The organism is Pseudomonas sp. 14P5.3.2 (genome assembly GCF_057799175.1).
In genome coordinates this window covers 21,927-42,388 of record NZ_JBYOKU010000011.1, presented here as the reverse complement: position 1 = coordinate 42,388, position 20,462 = coordinate 21,927, and the positions used below count along the sequence as shown (strand labels likewise).

At 62.1% G+C, this 20,462-nt stretch carries 18 protein-coding genes; 7 read left to right on the top strand and 11 right to left on the bottom strand.

The window, feature by feature from the left end:
• Nucleotides 1–29: 29 nt before the first annotated feature.
• The 7 genes from AC27VU_RS11460 to AC27VU_RS11430 form a co-directional block, all read right to left on the bottom strand.
• Nucleotides 30–1,001: a Csu type fimbrial protein gene (locus tag AC27VU_RS11460; protein WP_488724097.1), complete on the bottom strand. Its 972-nt coding sequence runs from the start codon at nucleotides 999–1,001 to the stop codon at nucleotides 30–32.
• A complete protein-coding gene (locus tag AC27VU_RS11455) occupies nucleotides 998–3,355 on the bottom strand; it encodes a fimbria/pilus outer membrane usher protein (RefSeq protein WP_488724096.1) in 2,358 nt (785 codons plus the stop codon). Before AC27VU_RS11455 ends, AC27VU_RS11460 begins: the two co-directional genes overlap by 4 nt.
• Nucleotides 3,356–3,614: 259 nt before the next feature.
• On the bottom strand, nucleotides 3,615–4,403 hold the full coding sequence (locus tag AC27VU_RS11450) for a fimbrial biogenesis chaperone (RefSeq protein WP_488724095.1): 789 nt from the start codon (nucleotides 4,401–4,403) through the stop codon (nucleotides 3,615–3,617).
• 34 nt (nucleotides 4,404–4,437) lie between these two features.
• Complete coding sequence (locus AC27VU_RS11445; RefSeq protein ID WP_003223672.1) at nucleotides 4,438–4,938, bottom strand: Csu type fimbrial protein; 501 nt, start codon at nucleotides 4,936–4,938, stop codon at nucleotides 4,438–4,440.
• Nucleotides 4,939–4,942: 4 nt separating this feature from the next.
• Nucleotides 4,943–5,479: a Csu type fimbrial protein gene (locus AC27VU_RS11440; protein WP_003223669.1), complete on the bottom strand. Its 537-nt coding sequence runs from the start codon at nucleotides 5,477–5,479 to the stop codon at nucleotides 4,943–4,945.
• Between the two features lie 20 nt (nucleotides 5,480–5,499).
• Nucleotides 5,500–6,033 (bottom strand): Csu type fimbrial protein, encoded by a 534-nt coding sequence (locus AC27VU_RS11435; protein ID WP_488724094.1) that lies wholly within the window; start codon nucleotides 6,031–6,033, stop codon nucleotides 5,500–5,502.
• Nucleotides 6,034–6,137: 104 nt separating this feature from the next.
• Nucleotides 6,138–6,659 (bottom strand): Csu type fimbrial protein, encoded by a 522-nt coding sequence (locus tag AC27VU_RS11430; protein WP_473019285.1) that lies wholly within the window; start codon nucleotides 6,657–6,659, stop codon nucleotides 6,138–6,140.
• Between the two features lie 286 nt (nucleotides 6,660–6,945).
• Between AC27VU_RS11430 and zapE the strand changes: the two genes are divergently transcribed.
• Both zapE and AC27VU_RS11420 read left to right on the top strand, forming a co-directional pair.
• The gene (gene zapE, locus AC27VU_RS11425; protein ID WP_003223664.1) at nucleotides 6,946–8,067 is read left to right on the top strand and encodes a cell division protein ZapE; all 1,122 of its coding nucleotides are present in this window, start codon (nucleotides 6,946–6,948) and stop codon (nucleotides 8,065–8,067) included.
• Between the two features lie 204 nt (nucleotides 8,068–8,271).
• Nucleotides 8,272–9,585, top strand: coding sequence for a protein kinase (locus tag AC27VU_RS11420; RefSeq protein WP_488724093.1), 1,314 nt, complete (start codon nucleotides 8,272–8,274; stop codon nucleotides 9,583–9,585).
• 123 nt (nucleotides 9,586–9,708) lie between these two features.
• On the opposite strand, the gene AC27VU_RS11415 is transcribed toward AC27VU_RS11420, so the two are convergent.
• Complete coding sequence (locus tag AC27VU_RS11415; protein ID WP_003223660.1) at nucleotides 9,709–10,413, bottom strand: YebC/PmpR family DNA-binding transcriptional regulator; 705 nt, start codon at nucleotides 10,411–10,413, stop codon at nucleotides 9,709–9,711.
• 221 nt (nucleotides 10,414–10,634) lie between these two features.
• Here AC27VU_RS11415 and AC27VU_RS11410 point away from each other — a divergent pair, with 221 nt between their 5' ends.
• Nucleotides 10,635–12,020, top strand: coding sequence for a type VI secretion system Vgr family protein (locus tag AC27VU_RS11410; RefSeq protein WP_488724092.1), 1,386 nt, complete (start codon nucleotides 10,635–10,637; stop codon nucleotides 12,018–12,020).
• 538 nt (nucleotides 12,021–12,558) lie between these two features.
• Here the strand turns inward: AC27VU_RS11410 and AC27VU_RS11405 are convergent.
• Nucleotides 12,559–13,950 (bottom strand): FAD-dependent oxidoreductase, encoded by a 1,392-nt coding sequence (locus AC27VU_RS11405; RefSeq protein WP_488724091.1) that lies wholly within the window; start codon nucleotides 13,948–13,950, stop codon nucleotides 12,559–12,561.
• Nucleotides 13,951–14,020: 70 nt separating this feature from the next.
• Entirely contained in the window at nucleotides 14,021–15,346 is a 1,326-nt protein-coding gene (locus AC27VU_RS11400; protein ID WP_003223657.1) for an MFS transporter, read from the bottom strand.
• Between the two features lie 269 nt (nucleotides 15,347–15,615).
• Between AC27VU_RS11400 and AC27VU_RS11395 the strand changes: the two genes are divergently transcribed.
• Nucleotides 15,616–16,488 carry a LysR family transcriptional regulator gene (locus tag AC27VU_RS11395; protein WP_201138171.1) on the top strand — a complete coding sequence of 291 codons (873 nt, stop codon included), beginning with the start codon at nucleotides 15,616–15,618 and terminating at the stop codon, nucleotides 16,486–16,488.
• Between the two features lie 121 nt (nucleotides 16,489–16,609).
• On the opposite strand, the gene AC27VU_RS11390 is transcribed toward AC27VU_RS11395, so the two are convergent.
• A complete protein-coding gene (locus AC27VU_RS11390; protein WP_338801383.1) occupies nucleotides 16,610–17,470 on the bottom strand; it encodes a LysR substrate-binding domain-containing protein in 861 nt (286 codons plus the stop codon).
• 113 nt (nucleotides 17,471–17,583) lie between these two features.
• On the opposite strand from AC27VU_RS11390, the gene AC27VU_RS11385 reads away from it, so the two are divergent.
• From AC27VU_RS11385 to AC27VU_RS11375, 3 genes are all read left to right on the top strand, one after another.
• A complete protein-coding gene (locus tag AC27VU_RS11385) occupies nucleotides 17,584–18,693 on the top strand; it encodes a 2-aminoethylphosphonate--pyruvate transaminase (protein ID WP_488724090.1) in 1,110 nt (369 codons plus the stop codon).
• Between the two features lie 145 nt (nucleotides 18,694–18,838).
• Nucleotides 18,839–19,666, top strand: coding sequence for a phosphonoacetaldehyde hydrolase (gene phnX, locus AC27VU_RS11380; RefSeq protein ID WP_103486577.1), 828 nt, complete (start codon nucleotides 18,839–18,841; stop codon nucleotides 19,664–19,666).
• A gap of 197 nt (nucleotides 19,667–19,863) precedes the next feature.
• Nucleotides 19,864–20,412, top strand: coding sequence for a cytochrome b (locus tag AC27VU_RS11375; protein ID WP_103486576.1), 549 nt, complete (start codon nucleotides 19,864–19,866; stop codon nucleotides 20,410–20,412).
• The last annotated feature ends 50 nt before the right edge of the window (nucleotides 20,413–20,462 follow it).

Sequence of the window (20,462 nt, the reverse complement as noted above, 5' to 3'; positions counted from 1 at the left end):
CCCGCTCCCACAGGGGGTCGTCGTATGATTCAGAAGCCTACATCGAGCACCACATTATCCAGATACGTCCCCGCCGGCGGCGTGGTCTGGTCGGTGTAGATCTTGGCGTTGTAATTGAAGATCTGACTTCCCGTGCCCAAGCCATTCCCCGGATTGACCTCGGCATCGGTACTGGAGCGGCGCGCACTGCCGACACTGCCCCAACGAGTGGTGCCGGCGCTTTTGAAGATGTCGTAGGCCAGATAATTGCTCCCGGAAATCATCCGTCGTCGCCCGCCGACACTGAGCGGATTCTGCCCGTCGCTCAAACCGACCGTGTAGGCACTGCCCTTGGTACAGGCCAGATTGATCGTCTGCCCGGTCACCGGGGTAAAGGCGCTGATCACCGGTGCGCTGCCGAAGGCAATGTTCGGCGCGGTAATCGTACAGTCGTTGGACACGGTCAGGTTCACGGTCAAGGTCGCGGTACCACTATTGATGTCGCGCCCCAGACAAACACTGCCGATACCGATCCCGGAGCAGTAATTCCAGTTCCAGAAAATGCTCAGGGTTTCCGTATAGACCCCGGCGGCGACATTGCTGCCAATGGTCGTACCCAGATACAGCGGCACGGTTTTTGGGGTCGTGCCAGTGAGCAGTCCCAAGGCGTCAATGATGCCGTTGCGCGCGAAGTCATAGGCGGTGCCGCGAGTCACCGGATAACTGGTGCTGTTGTTGGCGTAGATCGTGTAGCCGATGACGTCGCCGGTCGGCCCGAGCAAGCCGCTCTGGGTCGAAGTGATGGTGGCGTAGAAATGATCGTTGCTGGTCAGCAATGACAGCAGCGAACCGGTACAACTCAACCCGGCGTTGAGCGTGGAACTGGGCTGCGTCGTGGTGCGCACGGCAATCGAGCTGATCGAACCGAACGCTGCCGGCGTGGTGCTGACCACCGAGCACAGGGCCTGCGCCGCCCCCGGCAGCAGCAACGCCAGACAAAGGCAGACTCGGGCACCGATCATTGGCACACCAGCGGGCCGATCAGCGGCACTTGGCTTTGCTGGGTATCCACGTCGAATCGGGCCTTGCAGGTCTTGCCGTCGGCCAATGTCACCTGCAACGAATTCTGTGCCTGCAGGTTTTCCAGATAGACCAGACCATCCCAGCCCACCACCGTGCGCGTACCGCTCTGTTCGTGCAGCACACCCGCCCCCAAAGGCAGTTCGCGTTGCTGCGCATCCACCAGCACGATGCTCGCGGCAACCACCCGCGTCAGTGGAAACTCCAACAGATAGCCGCTGCCACGGCGAACGGCAATGCGCTGTTCGACATTGGGGCTGCGCACGTTGGCGGGCAAATTCAGCGGATCGATTTCGTATTTGCCACGGTAGTAGGCGCTACTCCACGGCACCAGCAAGTGACCGTTTTTATCGGTCTGACCGACCTGCTGGTTTTCGTAGCGCACCGGAATATCGGCGAAACCGTCGGTGCTGACCACTACAAACGCGTCATCGATGCGATTGGCGGCGAACACTTGCCGGTCCATCCACACCAGCGAGCCACTGGCGTCGGCCCAGCGGGTTTCAGCCTCAGAAGTGCCATAGACACCGGCCTGCAATTGCACCGATTGCAGACGCCAGGTCACGTCGGCCTGACGATAATCCGCGCCATCACCCTTGGCGTAACCCAGATTGAAGCCGACTCCGCCCTCAGTCGGCACCGAGCGGCTGTAGTTGACCCGCTGCTGACTCTGCCCGGTCTTGCTGCGCTCGCTGCTGATCGCCAGGCTGCCGCGCAGATCGAACGGAATCACCAGTTGCGCCTGCACCGCCCAATTGCTGTCGCCAATCTCGCGGTTGGCCGACAGATAGACGCTGCTGTTGCGCCACAGTGCTTTGCTCCAGCTCAGGTTGAGCAACCGCGTGCGTGAATCGTCCGCCGCGCGCACATCGAAATAACCGGCGCCCAGGCTCCCCCAGCGGTCGAGACTGACACTCAGGGTCGCCTGCTCGCTGCGCCGACTGAGGCTGATGTAAGGGCTGTCGATCACGCTCAGGTCGGCGTATTGGTCGCGACGTTGCAGGCGTTGATAGGAAAAGCTGTAGCGTTGGCTGCTGTACTGATAACCGAGGCTCAATTGCTGGCCGCCGTCGCCGTCGAAGCGGCTTTGGCTGACCGCGCTGTTGAGTACACCGAAATTGCCCAGGCGCAAGTTGCCGCCAATCCCGCCGAGGGTCAGCGAGTCAGCCGCTTCGGCGTGGCTTTCCAGGGTGAAGCTGTCACTGACGCCGTAACGCAGGCTGCCGGAAGATACCCCGGTGCCGTAGCTGAAATCTTTCAAGCCGTAGTCGCGGCGCAAGGTACCGGCGGCCACCGAGAAATCGCTCAGGCCTTTTTGCAGCAGGCTGCTGGTGACGTAGAACGGCACCGTGGTCGAGACCTGCCGACCCAGCGCGTCGGTGGTCACCACCACAGCTTCGCCGGCACCGTTGATGAACGGAATGTTGGTCAACGTGTACGGCCCCGGTTGCAGATCGGTACTGCTGGACTTGTAGCCGTTGATGAAAAGGTCCACGGAGGATGGCACCGCCGCTTCACCGGCAAATTGCGGCAGCGGATAGGTCACCAGGTCCGGGCGCACGGCAAAATCCCGGGAAAACTGCACACCACCCAGACGCACCGAATTGCTCCAGGGCAAAGCGCCGCTGATCACGTCACCTGCCTCGTAGGTGAGCATGCGTTCGTCATCGGAATAGCGCCAGGTGCTGTCATAGCGCAGATACCCGTTGTTCAGCGTGCTGGCGGCATCGCCGGACAAGGTGCGTCGGTATTGCCCGGTGTTGGACAAGGTGCCCCAGCTGTCGAACAGCCGTACCTCGTTCCACGCCGCCAGATAGGTGCCGCCATCGTCGGTGTCATTGAGGTACAGGTCATAGTTGAGCAGCGCGCCAAAACTGCTCAGGGCCGGGGTGCGCGGGTAGTTCTGCCGATTGCCGATCAATTGCTCTGGCAGCCACTGCGGCGGCACATCGAGCAGCAGGCGCTGGCCGACGCTGTCGTAATCACTGTGCAAGCCCGGCAGACTGTCGAGATCGACTTCAGCCCCCACATTGTCCGGCAGCTTCATGCCGGTTTCCTGCAGCGCACTGGTCGGCAGGAACAGCCGCCCGTCGCGCTGCTGCACCGCCACCACCCGCCCGGTATTCATCTGATTGACCACCAACTCCAGAAACAGCTGTGCATCACTCACGGCCTCCATGCCGCTGGGAGGCGGCGGCAATTCACCGGCCCCGGATGGTTGAACGAACATCAGGCAACAGGCGCCGCCGATGAGCCACAACGGACGCTGAATACGACGAACCCATCCCGGGCTCATACACGCTTTACGTCCGTCAATGGACTTGATCCTCCTGATGCCACTCTTGCCTGAGCCAGTTATCTTTCTCTGGTTTATTGACGACACGATGCAATTCATTGTGGCGAGGGAGCTTGCTCCCGCTCGGCGGCGCAGCCGTCGTCAGAAGTGTTTATGCGGACTACCTGACACTGCGCGCTCGCCTGACTTGGGGGTGCTTCGCAACCCAGCGGGAGCAAGCTCCCTCGCCACAAAAGTCTACTCGGCATTGGCTCCTTGTTCAGCGTCCCGGCGCAATGCTCTGCACCTGCGCCCCGCCATTGACCCGCACCTGCAACGCCGACTCGCTCGCCAACGGCCCCGGTGCCGGCCAGCGCATCACCGCGCCCGGCAGGACATACCCCAGCAGCCCCTCGGCCAATGGCTTGCTTTGCCCACCTTGTTTGATTGCCACGTCGGTCAGCCGCGCGTGTACCGCGCCCTGGTTGCGCACCTCGACGTACGGCCGACCGTCCACCGCCACCGTGCGCCAGCTCAGCTGCGGCACACCGATACCTTTGGGATCACGCGGGCGCGTGCTGTCCTCCTTGCTCCACAGCCCCGCGCCGTAAACAAACAACGGCACCGAATAGCGCATCTGGAAGCGGATCGCCGCCGCAGTTTTGCCGCCCTCGGCAGCCGGCGGCTGAGCGGAAGGGATTTCGTCGATGATGATCCGGTAGGCCAGTTCCTGCCCCGGTGGCACATCCTTGGTTCGGGTCAGACGCACCAGTTGTTTCTGCCCCGGTTCGATCTTCGCCACCGGTGGGCTGCCGATCACGTCGCGCTGGTTCTGGTATTGCTCCTCAAAGCCGGTCTGGCTCCAGCCGAACACACGGATCTGCAGGTTGGCGGTTTCCGTGCCACGGTTTTCCAGCCACAACGCACTGGCCTGTTGATCGGCTTCCAGCACCGGATCGATCGGCCAGATCAACACCGAACTGGCGGCCTGCGCACTGCCGCCCCCGAGCATGACCAGTGCCAGCATCGCGCACCGTACAACCCAATGCCGTGACGTAACTGCCCCCATGAACCTGCTCCTTGTCGGCCATCCAAACGTCTACTCACCACGACAGCTGCACCTGCAACACGTCGCTATACGTCCCCCCAGGCTGATTGCCCGGCAATTGCACCTGACCGTAAATCGGCAGGCTGATGTTGTTCGCATCGCTGTAGGCCACCGCCACGCTCTGACCGATGCCCAGGCTCTGGCTGTAAGCCGCATCACGAAACAGCGCGTAAGCCACCCGCGCACTGCCGCTGTTGATCTGCATATGGCGGCCGCTGCTGTTGTACTGGCCGCCATCGACGCTCATGTTCAATGTCACTCCGGGCGTGCATTGCAGCTGCACGCCCCCGGTCAGTGCGACTTGCACCGTGCCAGTGGCCAGGGCCGAGTGCGAACCGAAATTCAGCCCGCCGTAATTCGACACTCCGCCGACCACCAGGCACCCCGGCGTGATGGTGGCGCTGACCTGAAAGCTCTGGCTGGTCGCCGCCCCCAGCGGCAGCGGCACACTGCCCGCACAGAGCAGGAGCAGCGCGGCGCAGAGCTGACGGCGCATGGCATCAGAACGTCAGTTGCACGGCGATGGTGTCGGTGTAGGTTCCGGCCGGCAAACCAGCCTTGCCTTTGGCCTGACCGTAGATATTCACCGTCTGCGCCGTACCGGTGCTGGGAGCCAGATTGATCGTGCCGTTGACGGGCAGCAGCGTCGAGAACCCGGAGTCGGTGTACAAGTCGTACGGCACGTAATTGGCGACGCCGTCGTACAGTGCCCGGGCGCCCCCCGTCGATTTTCCGTCATTGGCACCCGCGCCTACCGTGACCGTAGGTGTGGTGCCACTGGAACACAGAATCGACAGCGCTCCGCCGCCACCGCCCAACACCTGTCCGGTGGCGGTGGTGAACAGGCTGTTGGCGGTACCGAAGTTCAACGCACCGAAGTTCAGCCCGGTGGTGCCCCCGGCTCCGTTGACCTGACAACTGCTGGTCAGGATCAGGCTGGAAGTGATCTGGCCAGTAACGGTGGTGGCGGCATTGGCACTGGAAACCAGCGTCAGGCCGAGCAATGACAAACCTATCCTTGATGCAAACTTGCGCATGGTGTCCGTCCTCTACGGGGTTACCAGTCGAGCGTCACCGTCAGGGTGTCGGTATAGACCCCTGCCGGAACCGCGCGGGTATTCGCCACCACCGAGCCAAATACCGGGATGGGTATCTGCGCACCGCTGGTGACAGCGAAATTGTGCTGTTGGCCAATGCTGTAGCTCTGGCTGCCGGAAGCATCCAGATAGAGTTGATAAGGGATGGTCTGGCGACCATTGCTCAGGCGCCGGGTATTGCCATCACCGTGGGTACCACCGTTGATGGTGACGGTGAAACCGGTGACCGATGGGTTGCAGGCAACATTGAGTCTGCCGCTGCTGTCAGCGTCGAGACTGGCCTTGATCGGCGCAGTCCAGGTCGGCCCCTGCAGCCCGAAATCGAGGGAGCCGAGATTGCCGACCGGGGTTCCAGGATTGGATCCGTTGGTGACTTCGCACCCGGCAATCAGGATCAGCCGCGCATGTATCTGCCCACTCACCGCCGCCTGTGCGTCGTCAGCGAGCAACAGCAGCGTAGCCGTGGCGATGACCATCCAGTGTTTGCCTGTCATTGCGCCCTTCCTACTCCTTCAGGATGCCTGCGAAACTCGCGTTCATCATTGAACGCCCCTTCCCTGCGCAACCCGCCTCCAGCGGATTGCCTGAAATCGTGTCATCACCACGTCACGGTGACTTTGACCAGATCCGAATACCGACTGACCTGTGGCACCTGCGCCAGGCGCTCGATTCGCCCATACAGCGGCAACTCCACCGTTCCGGTGTCCGGCACCCGACCGCTGACCGGCACGTCCACCACCAGCGGCACCCGCCGCGCCGCGTCCTGATACAGCCGGTAAGGAATCGGTTGGCTCCCCGCCGCCCCCACCAGATAGCGAACCTCGCCGACCCCGCCATGCAGACCGCCGTCGACACGCAGTTGATACGGCGTGTCGGGGTTGCACTCCAGGCGCGGCAAGCGCTGGTTGGTCAGCGCCGCACCCAGTGGACCGGCCGGATCATCGAGGCGCGCCGCGCTGCCGAAATCCAGTACGCCCAGTTGTTCGATACCCGCCTCGCGCTGCTGGCCGATCAACTGGCAACCGCGCTGCACATCAACGCGAACCTCGACCTGAAGCTCCGCCGCGTACACCGAGCCCCCAAGCCACCCGAGCAGGGCCACCACCACACGTGTAATCACTGCCTCATTCCTTGTGAGGGACCACCCGGATGACGTTACTGTGTTTCAGGTTAGCAACGGTCGACGAATCCGCCAGTCGATTGGATCCATGGATCTGCCGGGATATGTTTCGAAAGTTTGGCAACACGGCGAATTACATCGCTGAAAAAAGCTATACGCCCCGCACAAAGTTGTTCAGTTATCGCCCACAGTCGACGAACCGCGATGGAAGCTCGGCGCAGCCTCTGGTTACACTACGTCGCCGCGCTCCCGGGCGCCGGTCTGATGAACACGGAGTGACTGCACAGTGCCCTCTCGAGCGCCCAAACGATCGCCACTGGCCCCGCGCTGGTCGGCGTTGCGCCGCTGGTTCGCCAAAGGCAGGCCAGCCAACGCCGGGCATGACGCCATTGCCCGCTCGATCCACGAATACTTCCGGCAAAAGGCCCATGGTCAGGGTTACACCCTCAGCCACAGCCAGCAGCGGGTGATTGATTGCATGGCACAGCAGGCCAGCCTGTTGTTCGGCGCCAGCGCGCAAACGCCGCCGAGCCTGTACCTGCATGGTGCGGTCGGACGCGGCAAGAGCTGGCTGCTCGACGGTTTTTTCCAGGCACTGCCGACCGCGCAGAAGCAGCGTGTGCATTTCCATGCGTTCTTCGCCCGGCTGCATCAGGGCATGTTCGACCATCGCGAACAGGACGATGCCCTCGCCGTCACCCTCGACGAGCTGTTGGACGATTGCCGGGTTCTGTGTTTCGACGAATTTCATGTGCATGACATCGGCGATGCGATGCTCATTACCCGCCTGTTCAAGGCCTTGTTCCAGCGCGGCATTCTGTTGCTGGTAACCTCCAACTATCCGCCGGAAGGCTTGCTGCCCAACCCGCTCTATCACGCGCGTTTCAAACCGGTGATCGATTTGATCAACGCGCGAATGCAGGTCATGGAAGTCGGCGGTCCCCACGATTACCGCAGTCAGGCGAGCAATCATGCGCATCAGTTGTTCACTCAAGGCCACTATGTGTGGCCGGCCACCGCGACCCAGCGCCAGGCCTTGAACCTGCCGCCGCAGGGTGCGCCGGCCATTGCCTTGCCGGTGGGCACCCGGCACTTTCAGGCACGTCTGTGCGAGGGCCGCACCGTCGGCTTCACGTTCAACGATGTGTGTGAGCAAGCGACGGCGGTGATGGATTATCTGGAACTGTGTCGGCGCTTCGACCGCTGGATCATCGACGACCTGCCGGAACTGGATGAGTGCTCGATCGCCGCGCAACAACGCTTCATCAACCTGATCGACGTGCTCTACGACCAGGACAAACACCTGACTCTGCTCAGCCGCCTGCCACTGCGCGAGGCGCTCGGCGGCAATGCCATCGACCTGGCCCGGACCCGCAGCCGTTTGGGGCAGTTGCAGGAAATCCACTGAGCCCATTGATCACCATTGTGGGAGCGGGCTTGCTCGCGAAAGCGGAGTGTCAGTGACAAATCACTAACTGACAGGACGCCTTCGCGAGCAAGCTCGCTCCCACAGAGGATCAGAGTGTTCTTCAGTGCAAATCCAGCCATTGCCGTTATCATGTCGCCCATTCCGAGCGCTCGGCGCTTCTTTCCCTGGACAGTGAACACCTACATGCACACCCTTGCTCAATTGCGCGCCGGCGAGTTGTCGGGCATTACCCGGCTTGATCTGTCCTGCGGTCTGACCGAGTTTCCCCGCGAAATTTTCGAGCTGGCCGACACGCTGGAGGTACTCAACCTCAGCGGCAATGCCTTGAGCAGCCTGCCCGACGACCTGCATCGCCTGACCCGAATGCGCATTCTGTTTTGCTCGGATAACCACTTCACCGAGGTACCAGCCTGTGTCGGCCAATGTACGACGCTGACGATGATCGGCTTCAAGGCCAACCGCATCAGCCACGTGCCGGGCGCAGCACTGCCGCCGCTGCTGCGCTGGTTGATCCTGACCGACAACTGCATCGAAACCCTGCCGACCGAGCTGGGTGAGCGTCCTTACCTGCAAAAACTGCTGCTGGCCGGCAATCGCCTGCAAACGCTGCCAGCGTCGATGAGCCAATGTCACCGTCTGGAGCTGATCCGCATCGCCGCCAACCGCTTGCGCGAACTGCCGCAATGGTTGCTGACCCTGCCAAGCCTGACCTGGCTGGCCTATGCCGGTAATCCGCTGGAAACCGAAGCCGACGCCGCCGCGCTGGAAGCCACGCCGCTGATCGACTGGTCGGCGCTGCGTCTGGAGCAACGCTTGGGCGAAGGCGCTTCGGGGGTGATTTCCCGGGCATTGTGGCAGCGGGCCGACGGCTCGCAGGTGCCGGTCGCGGTGAAGCTCTATAAAGGTGAAATGACCAGCGACGGGTCGCCGCTGCACGAGATGAACGCCTGCATCACCGCCGGCCTGCACCCGAACCTGATTCGCGTGGAGGGCCGCATTCACGATCATCCTGACGGCCAACATGGCCTGGTGATGCAACTGATCGATCCGAGCTTCCGTAACCTCGCGGCATTGCCAAGCCTGGCCAGTTGCTCGCGGGATGTGTATGCCGAGGATTGCCGGTTCAGTGCAGAGGTGGCGTTGAACATTGCCCAAGGCATCGCTTCGGCGGCTGAACACCTGCATCAACAGGGCATCACCCACGGCGATCTCTACGGCCACAACATTCTGTTGAACGATCAGGGCGATTGCTTGCTGGGGGATTTCGGCGCGGCGTCGTTCCATGCCACCACCGACAACCTGGAAACCCGGGCGCTGCAACGCATCGAAGTGCGGGCGTTCGGGATTCTGCTCGGGGAATTGCTGGCGCGCATCGACTCGGGGCTGAGCGATGAGCGGCGCGAGCGGCTGCAAGCGCTGGAACAGCGTTGCTGTCAGCCGGATGTGCTGGCGCGACCGGGGTTCAGCGAAGTGATCGGGGTGCTGGAAAAGCTGTAACTGACGCAAATCCTGTGGCGAGGGCACTTGCTCCCGCTGGACGGCAAAGCCGTCCCAAAAACAACGACTGCTGGGCAGCCGAGCGGGAGCAAGCTCCCTCGCCACAGTTATCTTTGCAACAGATCAGCCCGCCAGACCAACAAACATGTCCTGCACATCGTCATGGTTGTCGAGGCCTTCGAGGAACGCTTCGACTTCAGCCATCTGCTCGGCACTCAGGCCGCTGACCGGGTTCTTCGGCTGGTAGCCGAGTTTGGCCGACAGCACAGTGAAACCTTGCTCAGGCAGGGCCTTCTGTACGGCGTCGAGGTCGGTCGGATCGGTCAGGAACAGGGTCGCGCCCTCTTCACCCGGTTCGAAGTCCTGGGCACCGGCCTCGATCGCGGCCATTTCCGGATCGGCGTCCGGGGTGTCCGGCGCAGCTTCGATCATGCCGACGTGGTTGAAATCCCAGGCCACCGAACCGGAAGCACCCAGTTGGCCCTTACGGAAGGCCACGCGAATTTCTGCGACGGTGCGGTTGATGTTGTCGGTGACGCACTCGACGATCAACGGAACCTGATGCGGCGCGAAACCTTCGTACGTCACGCGGTGGTACTGCACGGTTTCGCCCAGCAGGCCGGCGCCTTTCTTGATGGCGCGGTCCAGGGTTTCCTTGGGCATCGAAGCTTTCTTGGCCTGTTCGACCACCAGACGCAGGTGTGCGTTGGTGGCGGTATCGGCACCGTTGCGGGCAGCGATGGTGATTTCTTTCACCAGTTTGCCGAAGATCTTGCCCTTGGCGTTGGCTGCCGCTTCTTTGTGTTTAACCTTCCACTGTGCGCCCATTACTCACTCTCTTGATCTGTGGCGCCGAGACATCTATTGGCCGACGCGTGGCGCCAAGTTTATACGGCCTAAAGTTGGCAATCGACCAAAAATATTCATTGTTGAATCGACATCTTCACCACACCTTGTAGGGCGATTCTGAAAACCACACTAGCCATGACCATTCGTGCTCGCGTTTTCGTACCCTCTGCCGTCCGTATTGCCCCACAGAGCCCGTACGAATGCTCAATGACAAGGAAAGCCCTTTCACCCTGACCCTGAGTGACGGCCAACTGTGCCTGCCGGTGCTGCGTTTCAGCGGCAAGGAAGCACTGAATCAGCCTTTTCGTTTCGAGATTGACGTGATCGGTCTGGCCCCCGCCCTGCCGCCGGGAAGCCTGCTGCGCCAACCAGCGTTCCTGCGTCTGGGCGTCGATCACGGGATTCATGGCCTGATCCACAGTGTCAGTTGCGAACATCGCGCCAGCCACCGTATCGGCTACCGGCTGACGCTGGTCCCGCCTCTGCTGAGTCTGGAGCAGTCGCCGCGGCGCCGGGTCTTCGTGCAAGCGAGTGTGCCGGCGATCCTCGCGCAATTGCTCGGCGAACATGAACTGCCGGCGGACAGTTACCGGATCGAGATGAGCGTCGGCCAATACCCACCAAGGGAATTTTGCCTTCAGTTCGAGGAAAGCGACCTGGCCTTCATGCAACGACTGTGTGAGGAGGAAGGCATTCACTATCACTTCGAACATCGCCCGCAGGGGCATGTCGTGGTGTTTGCCGATGACAACCTGAGCCTGCCGCAGGAACCATTGCCCGTGCCGTTTGCCGTGACCGACGACACGCCGTCGCCGCGCATCAGCACCCTGTTGCAACGCCATGACGCGACCCCCGTCATGGCCGCGCACAGCATTCGCAACCGGGGCCAGGAGATCAGCGCCGCAGACGCGGCCAACCACCCCGTGCCCGCGCTCACACCGTTGAACCTGTCGGGCGAACAGCGCCACGCCGAACAACGCAGCCGTCGTCACCTGCAGCGCCAGCGCTGCCAGTCGCGCACGATCCGGGGCTGCTGCGATTGCAGCGCACTGCGCAGCGGCCATCTGTTGCAGATCAGCGGACACCCGATCAATGCCTTCAACGAACAATGGCTGATCACCGAACTGCACCATCAAGGCCAGCACCCTTCGATTCTTGATCCAACAACGGGTGTGCATCGCTACCAAAACGACTTTACTGCCCTGCCTTGGTCGAGCGATTTCCGCCCGCCTCTGGCACAGCCACGTCCGAACATCGGCGGCTATCACCTGGCGCAAGTGCTGGGATCGCCCGGCCAGCCAGCGCCACTGGACGATCGCGGGCGCATCGGCGTCAGCCTCTGGCCGGCGCAGACCACTGAGTCTGCATGCCTGTGGCTGCCGATCGCGCTAACCGGCGCCGGCCAACTCGCCGCCCACCAATTGCCCCGCGCCGGCAGTGAGGTGTGGGTGAGCTTCCTCGACAGCGACCCGGATCGACCGATCCTCTGCCTCGCCAACCCGCGGCCCGCGCCACCGACCCAAACGCCGCCACCGCGCGACAGCAGCCTGTTGCTCGATTGGCTGCTCCATGGCGCCGATCCGTAAGCGCTGCAGAGATTGAAATGAGTACAGCGGCCGGAACCTGGTTGGCTGGGAGGGCGCTATCGCGAGCAGGCTCACTCCTACAGTTGGATTGGGTGCGGGCAGTTAGAGATTGGTCGGCTCGTAGGCCGCCATCGCTGGCAAGCCAGCTCCCACAGAAGAGCTAAAGCCAAGCGCATGCTTTTCACCACTCATGGCCGAGTGTCAGCTCGCCGAAAGCCCTTGATCTTGCCGTGCCGGCCCCTTCGGCAGGCTGAGTGGAGGGGTTTATCCGGGGGTGGGAGCGCAGCGACGTTTGGCGCAGCCAAACACATCGAGAGGAGGTGCAGCGAAGCAAACCGGAGGCGATGCCCCCGGATGAACCCCGCAACGAAGGAACCCGAGCCTAAGCGAGGGCCGTACGCCGGGGCCAAGCCTTTTGCTTACTTTTCGGCGTCTGGAAAAGTGAGTCGCTGTAAGAGCGAAACCATAAGAAGCCGTTACCGCAGAAACGGATATGTACTCGGTAACCCAAAAGAACGCAGCGCTCGCCACCCCCCAATCACCCCTTGTCAGCCTTCCCCGCCGCCGCCGCAAACCTCGCCAACCGCACATCCAGATGCCGCGGCCGCCGCCCATGATCCTCAGCCCGCTCCTTGCGCCGAATCGCATTACGCACCATCAACGACCCCAGATACCGAATCGGCTCCGGCGGAAAATACCCCAACGGCCCATTCACCAATGGCGAACGGGTCCAAGGGTTATCGAGCCCCTGAACCAACGAAGCAAGAATCTGCCCGCCCATGTGACACGGCCCGACACCACTGCCGGAATATCCAAAGCCATAAAACACATTGCCACTGGCACTCATCTGCCCAAAAAACGGCAACCCGGTCACCGAGCGATCCGACGGCCCATTCCAGGTCGCATCGACCTTGACCTCGGCAAACGCCGGAAAAAAATCCCCAAGACTGCGCTTGAGCAAATCCGCATAAGGCGACGGCTGATCAAACACCGGCAACATCCGCCCACCAAAAGCGAACGTGTTGCCACCCTTGCCGAGCATGATCCGGCCGTCCGGCGTGTTGTGGTAGTAGTGCACGAAAATCCGCGAATCGAGCACCGTAACGCCGCTGGTCAATCCGATGTCCTGCAGCAGATCGGGGCGCGGCTCGGTGATCAGCATGTCGCTGGAAACAATCGCCACGCTACGCTCGAACTGCGGAAACGCCCGGGCCATCCACGCGTTCATCGCCAACACCACGCGGTCGGCAATCACCCTGCCGTTAGCGGTATGAATCCGCGCCGGGCAGCCTTCTTCCAGGCCGGTCATCGCAGTGTTTTCATGGATCTTCACGCCCAGTTGCAACGCCACCCGGCGCAGGCCGCGCACCAGTTTACCCGGTTGCACACTGGCAGCTGCCGGCGAGAACCAGCCCTCCAGATGCTTGCCGGAACCGGCCATGCGCTGCACATCGGCCACCGGCCGCTGGGTGAATGAGTTGATGCCCTGCCGCTCCAGCGCCGCGATCACTGCGTCAGTCGAGCCGACCTGCGCCTTGTTTGTAGCGGTGTACAGCGTGCCGTCGAGGCGATAATCGGCCTCGACGCCGTACTGTTCGCAGAACGCGCCGATGGCGTGGATGCTGCGCTCGGATTCCTTGACCAGACGTACCGCCTCCTCGACGCCGAACAGCCGCTCGAGGGTGAAATACTTGGCTGACCACGACAACGCACAACCGCCGTTGCGCCCACTGGCACCGGCGCCGCAGATGTCGGCTTCGATCAGCAGCACGTCGAGTTCCGGGTTCTGCTGCTTGAGCATGATCGCCGTCCACAACCCGGTGTAGCCGCCGCCGACGATGCACACGTCAGTGCGTACTTCGCCTTGCAGCGGTGGGCACGTTGCGGATGGATCGGCCTGCAAGGCCTGTTCGAGCCAAAACGGTCGCATGGGATTCTCCAGTCAGATGGCCACGACACAGCCTGCCGCGAGCGCCGCAGCAGGCCGCGAGGCAAGGGTTTCAGTTACGCAGGGGTTTGATGGTCAGCGGGCAATTGGGGATGGACGCGCGCGGTTCCATCACCCCGACCGGGCGGCTGTTCCAGTGCGGAATCAGCACCAGCGCCGAGAACAATGCGCAGCCGGCGAAGACGATGAACACCGTCACCGAATCGAAGTAACCCGGCAGCAATCCGCCGAGCACCGCGCCGACCGAGCCGCAACCGTTGACGAAACCGGCCGCAGTGGCACCGGCCTTGGCCTTGCCGAAGTCGATCGCCGCCGCGCCGCTGATCATCGAGTCCGGCCCGTACAGGGTCAGGCCCATGACAAACAGCAGCGCCACCACCAGCATCACGCTGCCGGTGTGCAACGCGCCCATGAACAGCGCCAACGTCACGGTCAGCGCCAGCAGGCTGAGGACGCAGGCCGGCATGCGCCGGGCGCCGAACAGTTTGTCCGAGGCCATGCCGATCATGATCGGCCCGAGTAAACCGGCCAGTTCGAACGAGGTGGGAATGATCGCCGCGCCGACCTTGCCGACACTGGGCATCTGTTCGAAGACGATCACCGGGCCCCACAGCAGAATCGCGTAGCGCGCCGGTTTCAGCATGAAATACGCCAGGCCCAGCACCAGCACCGTGCGGTTGCGCAGGATTTCCTTCAACGGCTCCCAGACGCTGAGTTTGCTGTTGGCTTCGGTCTCTGCCGCACTCAATTCCGGCTCCGGCTCCACCGCTGGCAAGCCGACGTCTTCCGGTTTGTTGCGCTGGAATATAAAGAACAGCACCGCCACCGCCGCCACTACCGCAGCGCTGGAAATGAACGCCGCGTGCCAGGTGCCCATCAGCGTATACGCCCACCAGCCGGCAAACGGCGAGGCCACCAGACCGCCAAACGCGTAGCAGGAACTCCACAGACCGAGTACCCGCCCACGCTGTTCGGCCGGGAAGAAACTGCCGAGGTTCTTGCACAGCCCCGACCAGCCGGTGGATTGCGCCAGGCCCTGAATCAGCATGCAAGTGGCGAAGATCGGCAGCGTGGCGAAGCTGCCCATCACCAGTGCCGCACCCGCGGAAATCAACAGCCCGCCGAGCACCACAACCCTTGGGCCAAAGCGGTCGGCGAGCATGCCCCAGGTGAATTGGCCGATGGCGTAGGCCGCCAGATAGATTGCATCGAGGTTGGCCATGGCCATCTTGTCGAGCATGAAGGTCGGGTCTTCGGCGATGCCCAGTTTGGCCACCGAAAACGCTTTGCGGGTGAAATAGAAAGCGGCGTACGCGAGCCAGGTGACAGCGAAAATCTGCATGCGCCAACGCGCAATGGTGCCGATGTGCTTGTTCATTGTGGTTCTGACCTCAGGGTGTGAGTGTGCCGGCAGAATCGTTAAGTAAACGCCTGTGTTTTTTATTGTTGAGCACTGCGCCAGCGCCCATCCCTGATGGCGATAGCGGTCAGATGAGTCCTGTTGTTGCACGCACAGGCTCATCGCCAACCCTGCTGTCCGAACAGACAGGCAGCGATGGCGTGAGCGGATCAAAGCAATTACTGTTTAATAAATAAAATCGATTTATCGTATTTCACACATAAGCTCAGCTTGTTACTGGAGGCTGCATGTCGGTGTCCCACGCCCAGCTCAAAGCCTTTCACGCCGTGGCTGTCCACGGAAGCTTCACCAAAGCCGCCGAACGGCTTTTTCTCACACAACCGGCGATTTCCGACCAGGTGCGCAAACTCGAGGAACGCTTTGGCGTGTTGCTGTTTCACCGCAACAAGCGTTCGGTGCGCCTGACCGATCTCGGTGAGCGTCTGCTGGCGATTACCCAACGGCTGTTTGTGATCGAGGCTGAAGCACAGGAGTTGCTGCAGGATTCCCGGGCCTTGCAAACCGGCAGCCTGATTCTGGCAGTGGATGCGCCGGTGCATGTGCTGCCGCAGATCGCGCGGTTTTGCGAGCGCTACCCGGGGATCAGCGTGAAGATCGAAACCGGCAACACCGATGAATCGCTGTTTCGCCTGTTCAACTATCAGGCCGATCTGGCGCTGCTCGGGCGCGATGTCAGCGATGAACGTCTGCTGTGCGTGCCGCTGCGCAACGACCCGATGGTGGCGTTCGTCTCACGCCATCACCCCTGGGCCGAGCGTGAGTCGATCTGCCTGGCCGATCTTGACGACACGCCGCTGGTGCTGCGCGAACACGGCTCGGTGACCCGGCAGACCCTGGAAGAAGAAATGGCCCGCGCCGGGTTCCGTATTCGCCCGGCGATTCAGGTCGAGGGCCGGGAAGCCGCGCGTGAGGCGGTGGTGGTGGGAATTGGTGTGGGGGTGGTGTCGGCGGCGGAGTTTGGCGCGGATTCGCGAGTCTGCGCGTTGCCGATTACCGATTGCACCCGGCGATTGACCGAGACGCTGGTGTGCTTGCGTGAGCAGAGTTCGCGGCGGGTGGTGGCGACGTTTCTCGATATGGTACGCGAGAGCCTTGCGTAAACAGGTCTGGCCCCTTCGCGAGCAAGCTCGCTCCCACAGGGTTCTCGGTCGTTCACACATTATGTACACGCCACAATACCTGTGGGAGCGAGCTTGCTCGCGAATGACGCGCCGCGAATTGTCAGACTGTCGTCAGACCAAAGAACGCCTGAATCAAGCGCAACTCCCGCCGCCGCTCCATGCACCCGATCATGTGCCGATTGACCAACCCGTCCCCGACAATCGGAATCGCCACTACCCGCGGGTCATGGCTGACCTCCACCGAAGACACCACACCTACCCCCAGCTCCGCCGCCACCGCTTCGGTCACCGCCTCGCGACTGTCCAGCTCCAGCAACACTCGCGGATGCACCGCCGCCTGCATGCAGGCCTGATCAAAGGTGCGCCGGGTGATCGAACTCGGCTCGCGCAGCACCATGATCACCTGATCAAGCTCCTTGAGTTTTAGTTCGCCAGCACGCTGCGCCCACGTATGCCCGGCGGGCACCAGCGCGCAGATCCGCGATTCGCTCAAGGCTTGCAGGTGCAGGCCCTTGCGCGGTTCGACCTCGGTCAACACCGCCACGTCCGCATGCTCGGATAGCAGCGCGGCGAGGGTTTCCTGCGCATTGCCCAGACGCAGATTCACCGTGATCCCCGGATAACGTGCGCGCAGGCTGGCGAGCATCGGCATGACCATGTGCGGCCCGTCCGCCGCCACCTCCAGACGCCCGGTGAGCAACTGGCGGTTGGCCTCAAGCATGGTCTGCGCCTCCTCGGCCAGACCGAACATGGCGCGGGTGATCGCCGCCAGTTTGGTGCCTTCCTCGGTCAGTTCCACCCGGCGTGCCGTTCGGCGCAACAAGGTGATCTGGTAGTGTTCCTCCAGCGCTTTGATATGCCCGGTGACCGCCGGCTGGCTGATAAACAGGCGCGCGGCGGCGCGGGTGAAGCTGCCTTCCCGGGCCACGGCGTCGAAGGCACGCAGCTGGAACAGATTCATGAATAACCCTCACTGATGGCTGGCATAACAACAAACAATTTGATTGATGCAACGGCGAATTGCAACGTATGCCCCGTAGCTTCATCCCACAGCGCTTTCGCGAGGACACACGAATGAGTACTGCCGCCCCCATCCTGCTCACTCCCGGCCCGTTGACCACCTCGGCGCGCACCCGCCAGGCAATGATGGTCGACTGGGGGTCATGGGATGACCGCTTCAATCAACTGACCGCCAGCCTCTGCGAGCAACTGCTGGCGATCCTCAACGGCGCCGCCACTCACCACTGCGTGCCGTTGCAGGGCAGCGGCACCTTCGCCGTCGAAGCTGCCATCGGTACCCTGGTGCCGCGTGACGGTAAAGTCCTGGTGCTGATCAACGGCGCCTACGGCAAGCGTCTGGCGAAGATCTGCGAAGTGCTCGGCCGCTCGTTCAGCACCTTTGAGACTGCCGAAGACGAACCGACTACCGCCGCCGACGTCGATCGTCTGCTGCGCGCCGACGGCGACATCACCCATGTTGCGCTGATTCACTGCGAAACCAGCACCGGCATCCTCAACCCGTTGCCGGAGATCGCTGACGTCGTTGCGCAACACGGCAAGCGCTTGATCATCGACGCCATGAGCTCGTTCGGCGCACTGCCGGTGGACGCGCAAAAAGTGCCGTTCGACGCGCTGATCGCCGCCTCCGGCAAGTGTCTGGAGGGCGTGCCGGGAATGGGTTTCGTCTTTGCTCGCAAAGAATCACTGGCCGCAGCCGCCGGCAACTCGCACTCGCTGGCGATGGACCTGTACGACCAGCACAGCTACATGCAGAAGACCGGTCAGTGGCGGTTCACCCCGCCGACCCATGTGGTCGCGGCGCTGCACGAAGCGCTGCTGCAATACAACGAAGAAGGTGGCCTCCCCGCTCGCCATGCGCGCTACGCCGCCAACTGCCAGGCGCTGATGGAAGAGATGGGCAAGCTCGGGCTGCGCAGCTTTCTGCCGGCGGCGATCCAGGCGCCGATCATCGCCACCTTCCATGCCCCGAAGGACCCGCGCTACCAGTTCAAGGACTTCTACGAACGGGTCAAGGCCAAGGGTTACATCCTCTACCCCGGCAAACTGACTCAGGTCGAAACCTTCCGCGTCGGCTGCATCGGCCACGTCAGCCCGGACGAAATGCGCCAGGCCGTCGCGGCAGTGGGTGAAGTGCTGCGCGAGATGGAAGTCCTCGAGATCTGAACAACACCCCAATCCCCCTGTGGGAGCGGGCTTGCTCGCGAAAGCGGTTGAACATTCAACATTAATGTCGACTGACACAACGCCTTCGCGAGCAAGCCCGCTCCCACAGTTTTGAACCGTATTGCCAACTCAGGAATTGATTGCCATGAACTACACCAACCCAAGCAAGCTGCAAGCCGCCATCCTCGACTGGGCCGGTACCGTGGTCGATTTCGGCTCGTTCGCGCCAACGCAGATCTTCGTCGAAGCCTTCGCCGAATTCGACGTGCAGGTGTCCATCGAAGAGGCCCGTGGCCCGATGGGCATGGGCAAGTGGGACCACATCCGCACCCTGTGCGATCAGCCGCAAGTGGCCGAGCGTTATCGCAAAGCGTTCGGCCGCACCCCGACCGATGACGACGTCACCGCCATCTACAACCGCTTCATGCCGTTGCAGATCGAAAAGATCGCCGAACACTCGGCGCTGATTCCCGGCGCACTGGAAACCATCGCCAACCTGCGCCAGCAAGGGATCAAGATCGGCTCCTGCTCCGGCTATCCGAAACAGGTGATGGACAAGGTCGTGGCGCTGGCCGCCAGCAACGGCTACGTCGCCGATCATGTGGTGGCCACCGACGAAGTGCCGAACGGCCGTCCATGGCCTGCTCAGGCGCTGGCCAACGTGATCGCCCTGGGCATCGACGACGTCGGCGCCTGCGTGAAGATCGACGACACCGTGCCGGGCATCCTCGAAGGCCGTCGCGCCGGGATGTGGACTGTGGCGCTGATCTGCTCGGGCAACGCGCTGGGCCTGGATTACGCCGGCTACCGTGCGCTGGGCAGCGACGAACTGGCCAGTGAACGCAAACGCATCCACGCGCTGTTCGCCGATTCGCGTCCGCACTACATGATCGACACCATCAGCGACCTGCCGGAAGTGATTGCCGATATCAACAAGCGCCTGGCCAACGGTGAAATGCCACAATCGAGCTGATCGCCGCTGCGTTAAAAGAAAAAACGCCAGTGTCTTCGTGACACTGGCGTTTTTTTATGAAAAAGCAGCACAACACCTGATTCAGCGCATTAAAAGACCGATCAGCATCAGGCAAATCCGTCAAAGCGGATTACAGTTAAAGCATGCCGTCGCACAAGAACGGCACGCAGCGACCCTGATCCGTGAGGAAATACCGTATGCCGTGGACAAGTTCCGAATCCCGCTACAGCACCGTGTCCGTGCTGCTGCACTGGCTGATGCTGGTCCTGTTGATCCTGGTGTATGCCAGCATGGAGTTGCGCGGGATCTTTCCCAAGGGCAGTGGCGGCCGCTCGCTGATTCGCGAAGTGCATTACATGCTCGGCCTGACCGTGTTCGTGCTGGTGTGGTTTCGTCTGGTGGCCCGCAGCATCGGCCCGGCACCGAAAATCTTCCCGGCGTCCCCCCAATGGCAGACCTTGCTGGCGCGGGTGATGCACTGGCTGTTGTACCTGTTCATGATCAGCATGCCGATCCTCGGCTGGCTGATCACCAGCGCCGAGGGGCATCAGGTGATGTTCTACGGCTTCGATCTGCCACTGCTGGTCAATGAAGACAAGGCTTTCGCCAAGCAGGTGGAACACTGGCACGTGTTGATCGGCAACATCGGCTACTGGCTGATCGGCCTGCATGCGCTGGCGGGGCTGTATCACCATTATGTGGTCGGCGATAACACCCTGTTGCGGATGATGCCCAAGCGCAATTGAACATTGGTTCAGTGACATGCCCTGTGGCGAGGGAGCTTGCTCCCGCTGGG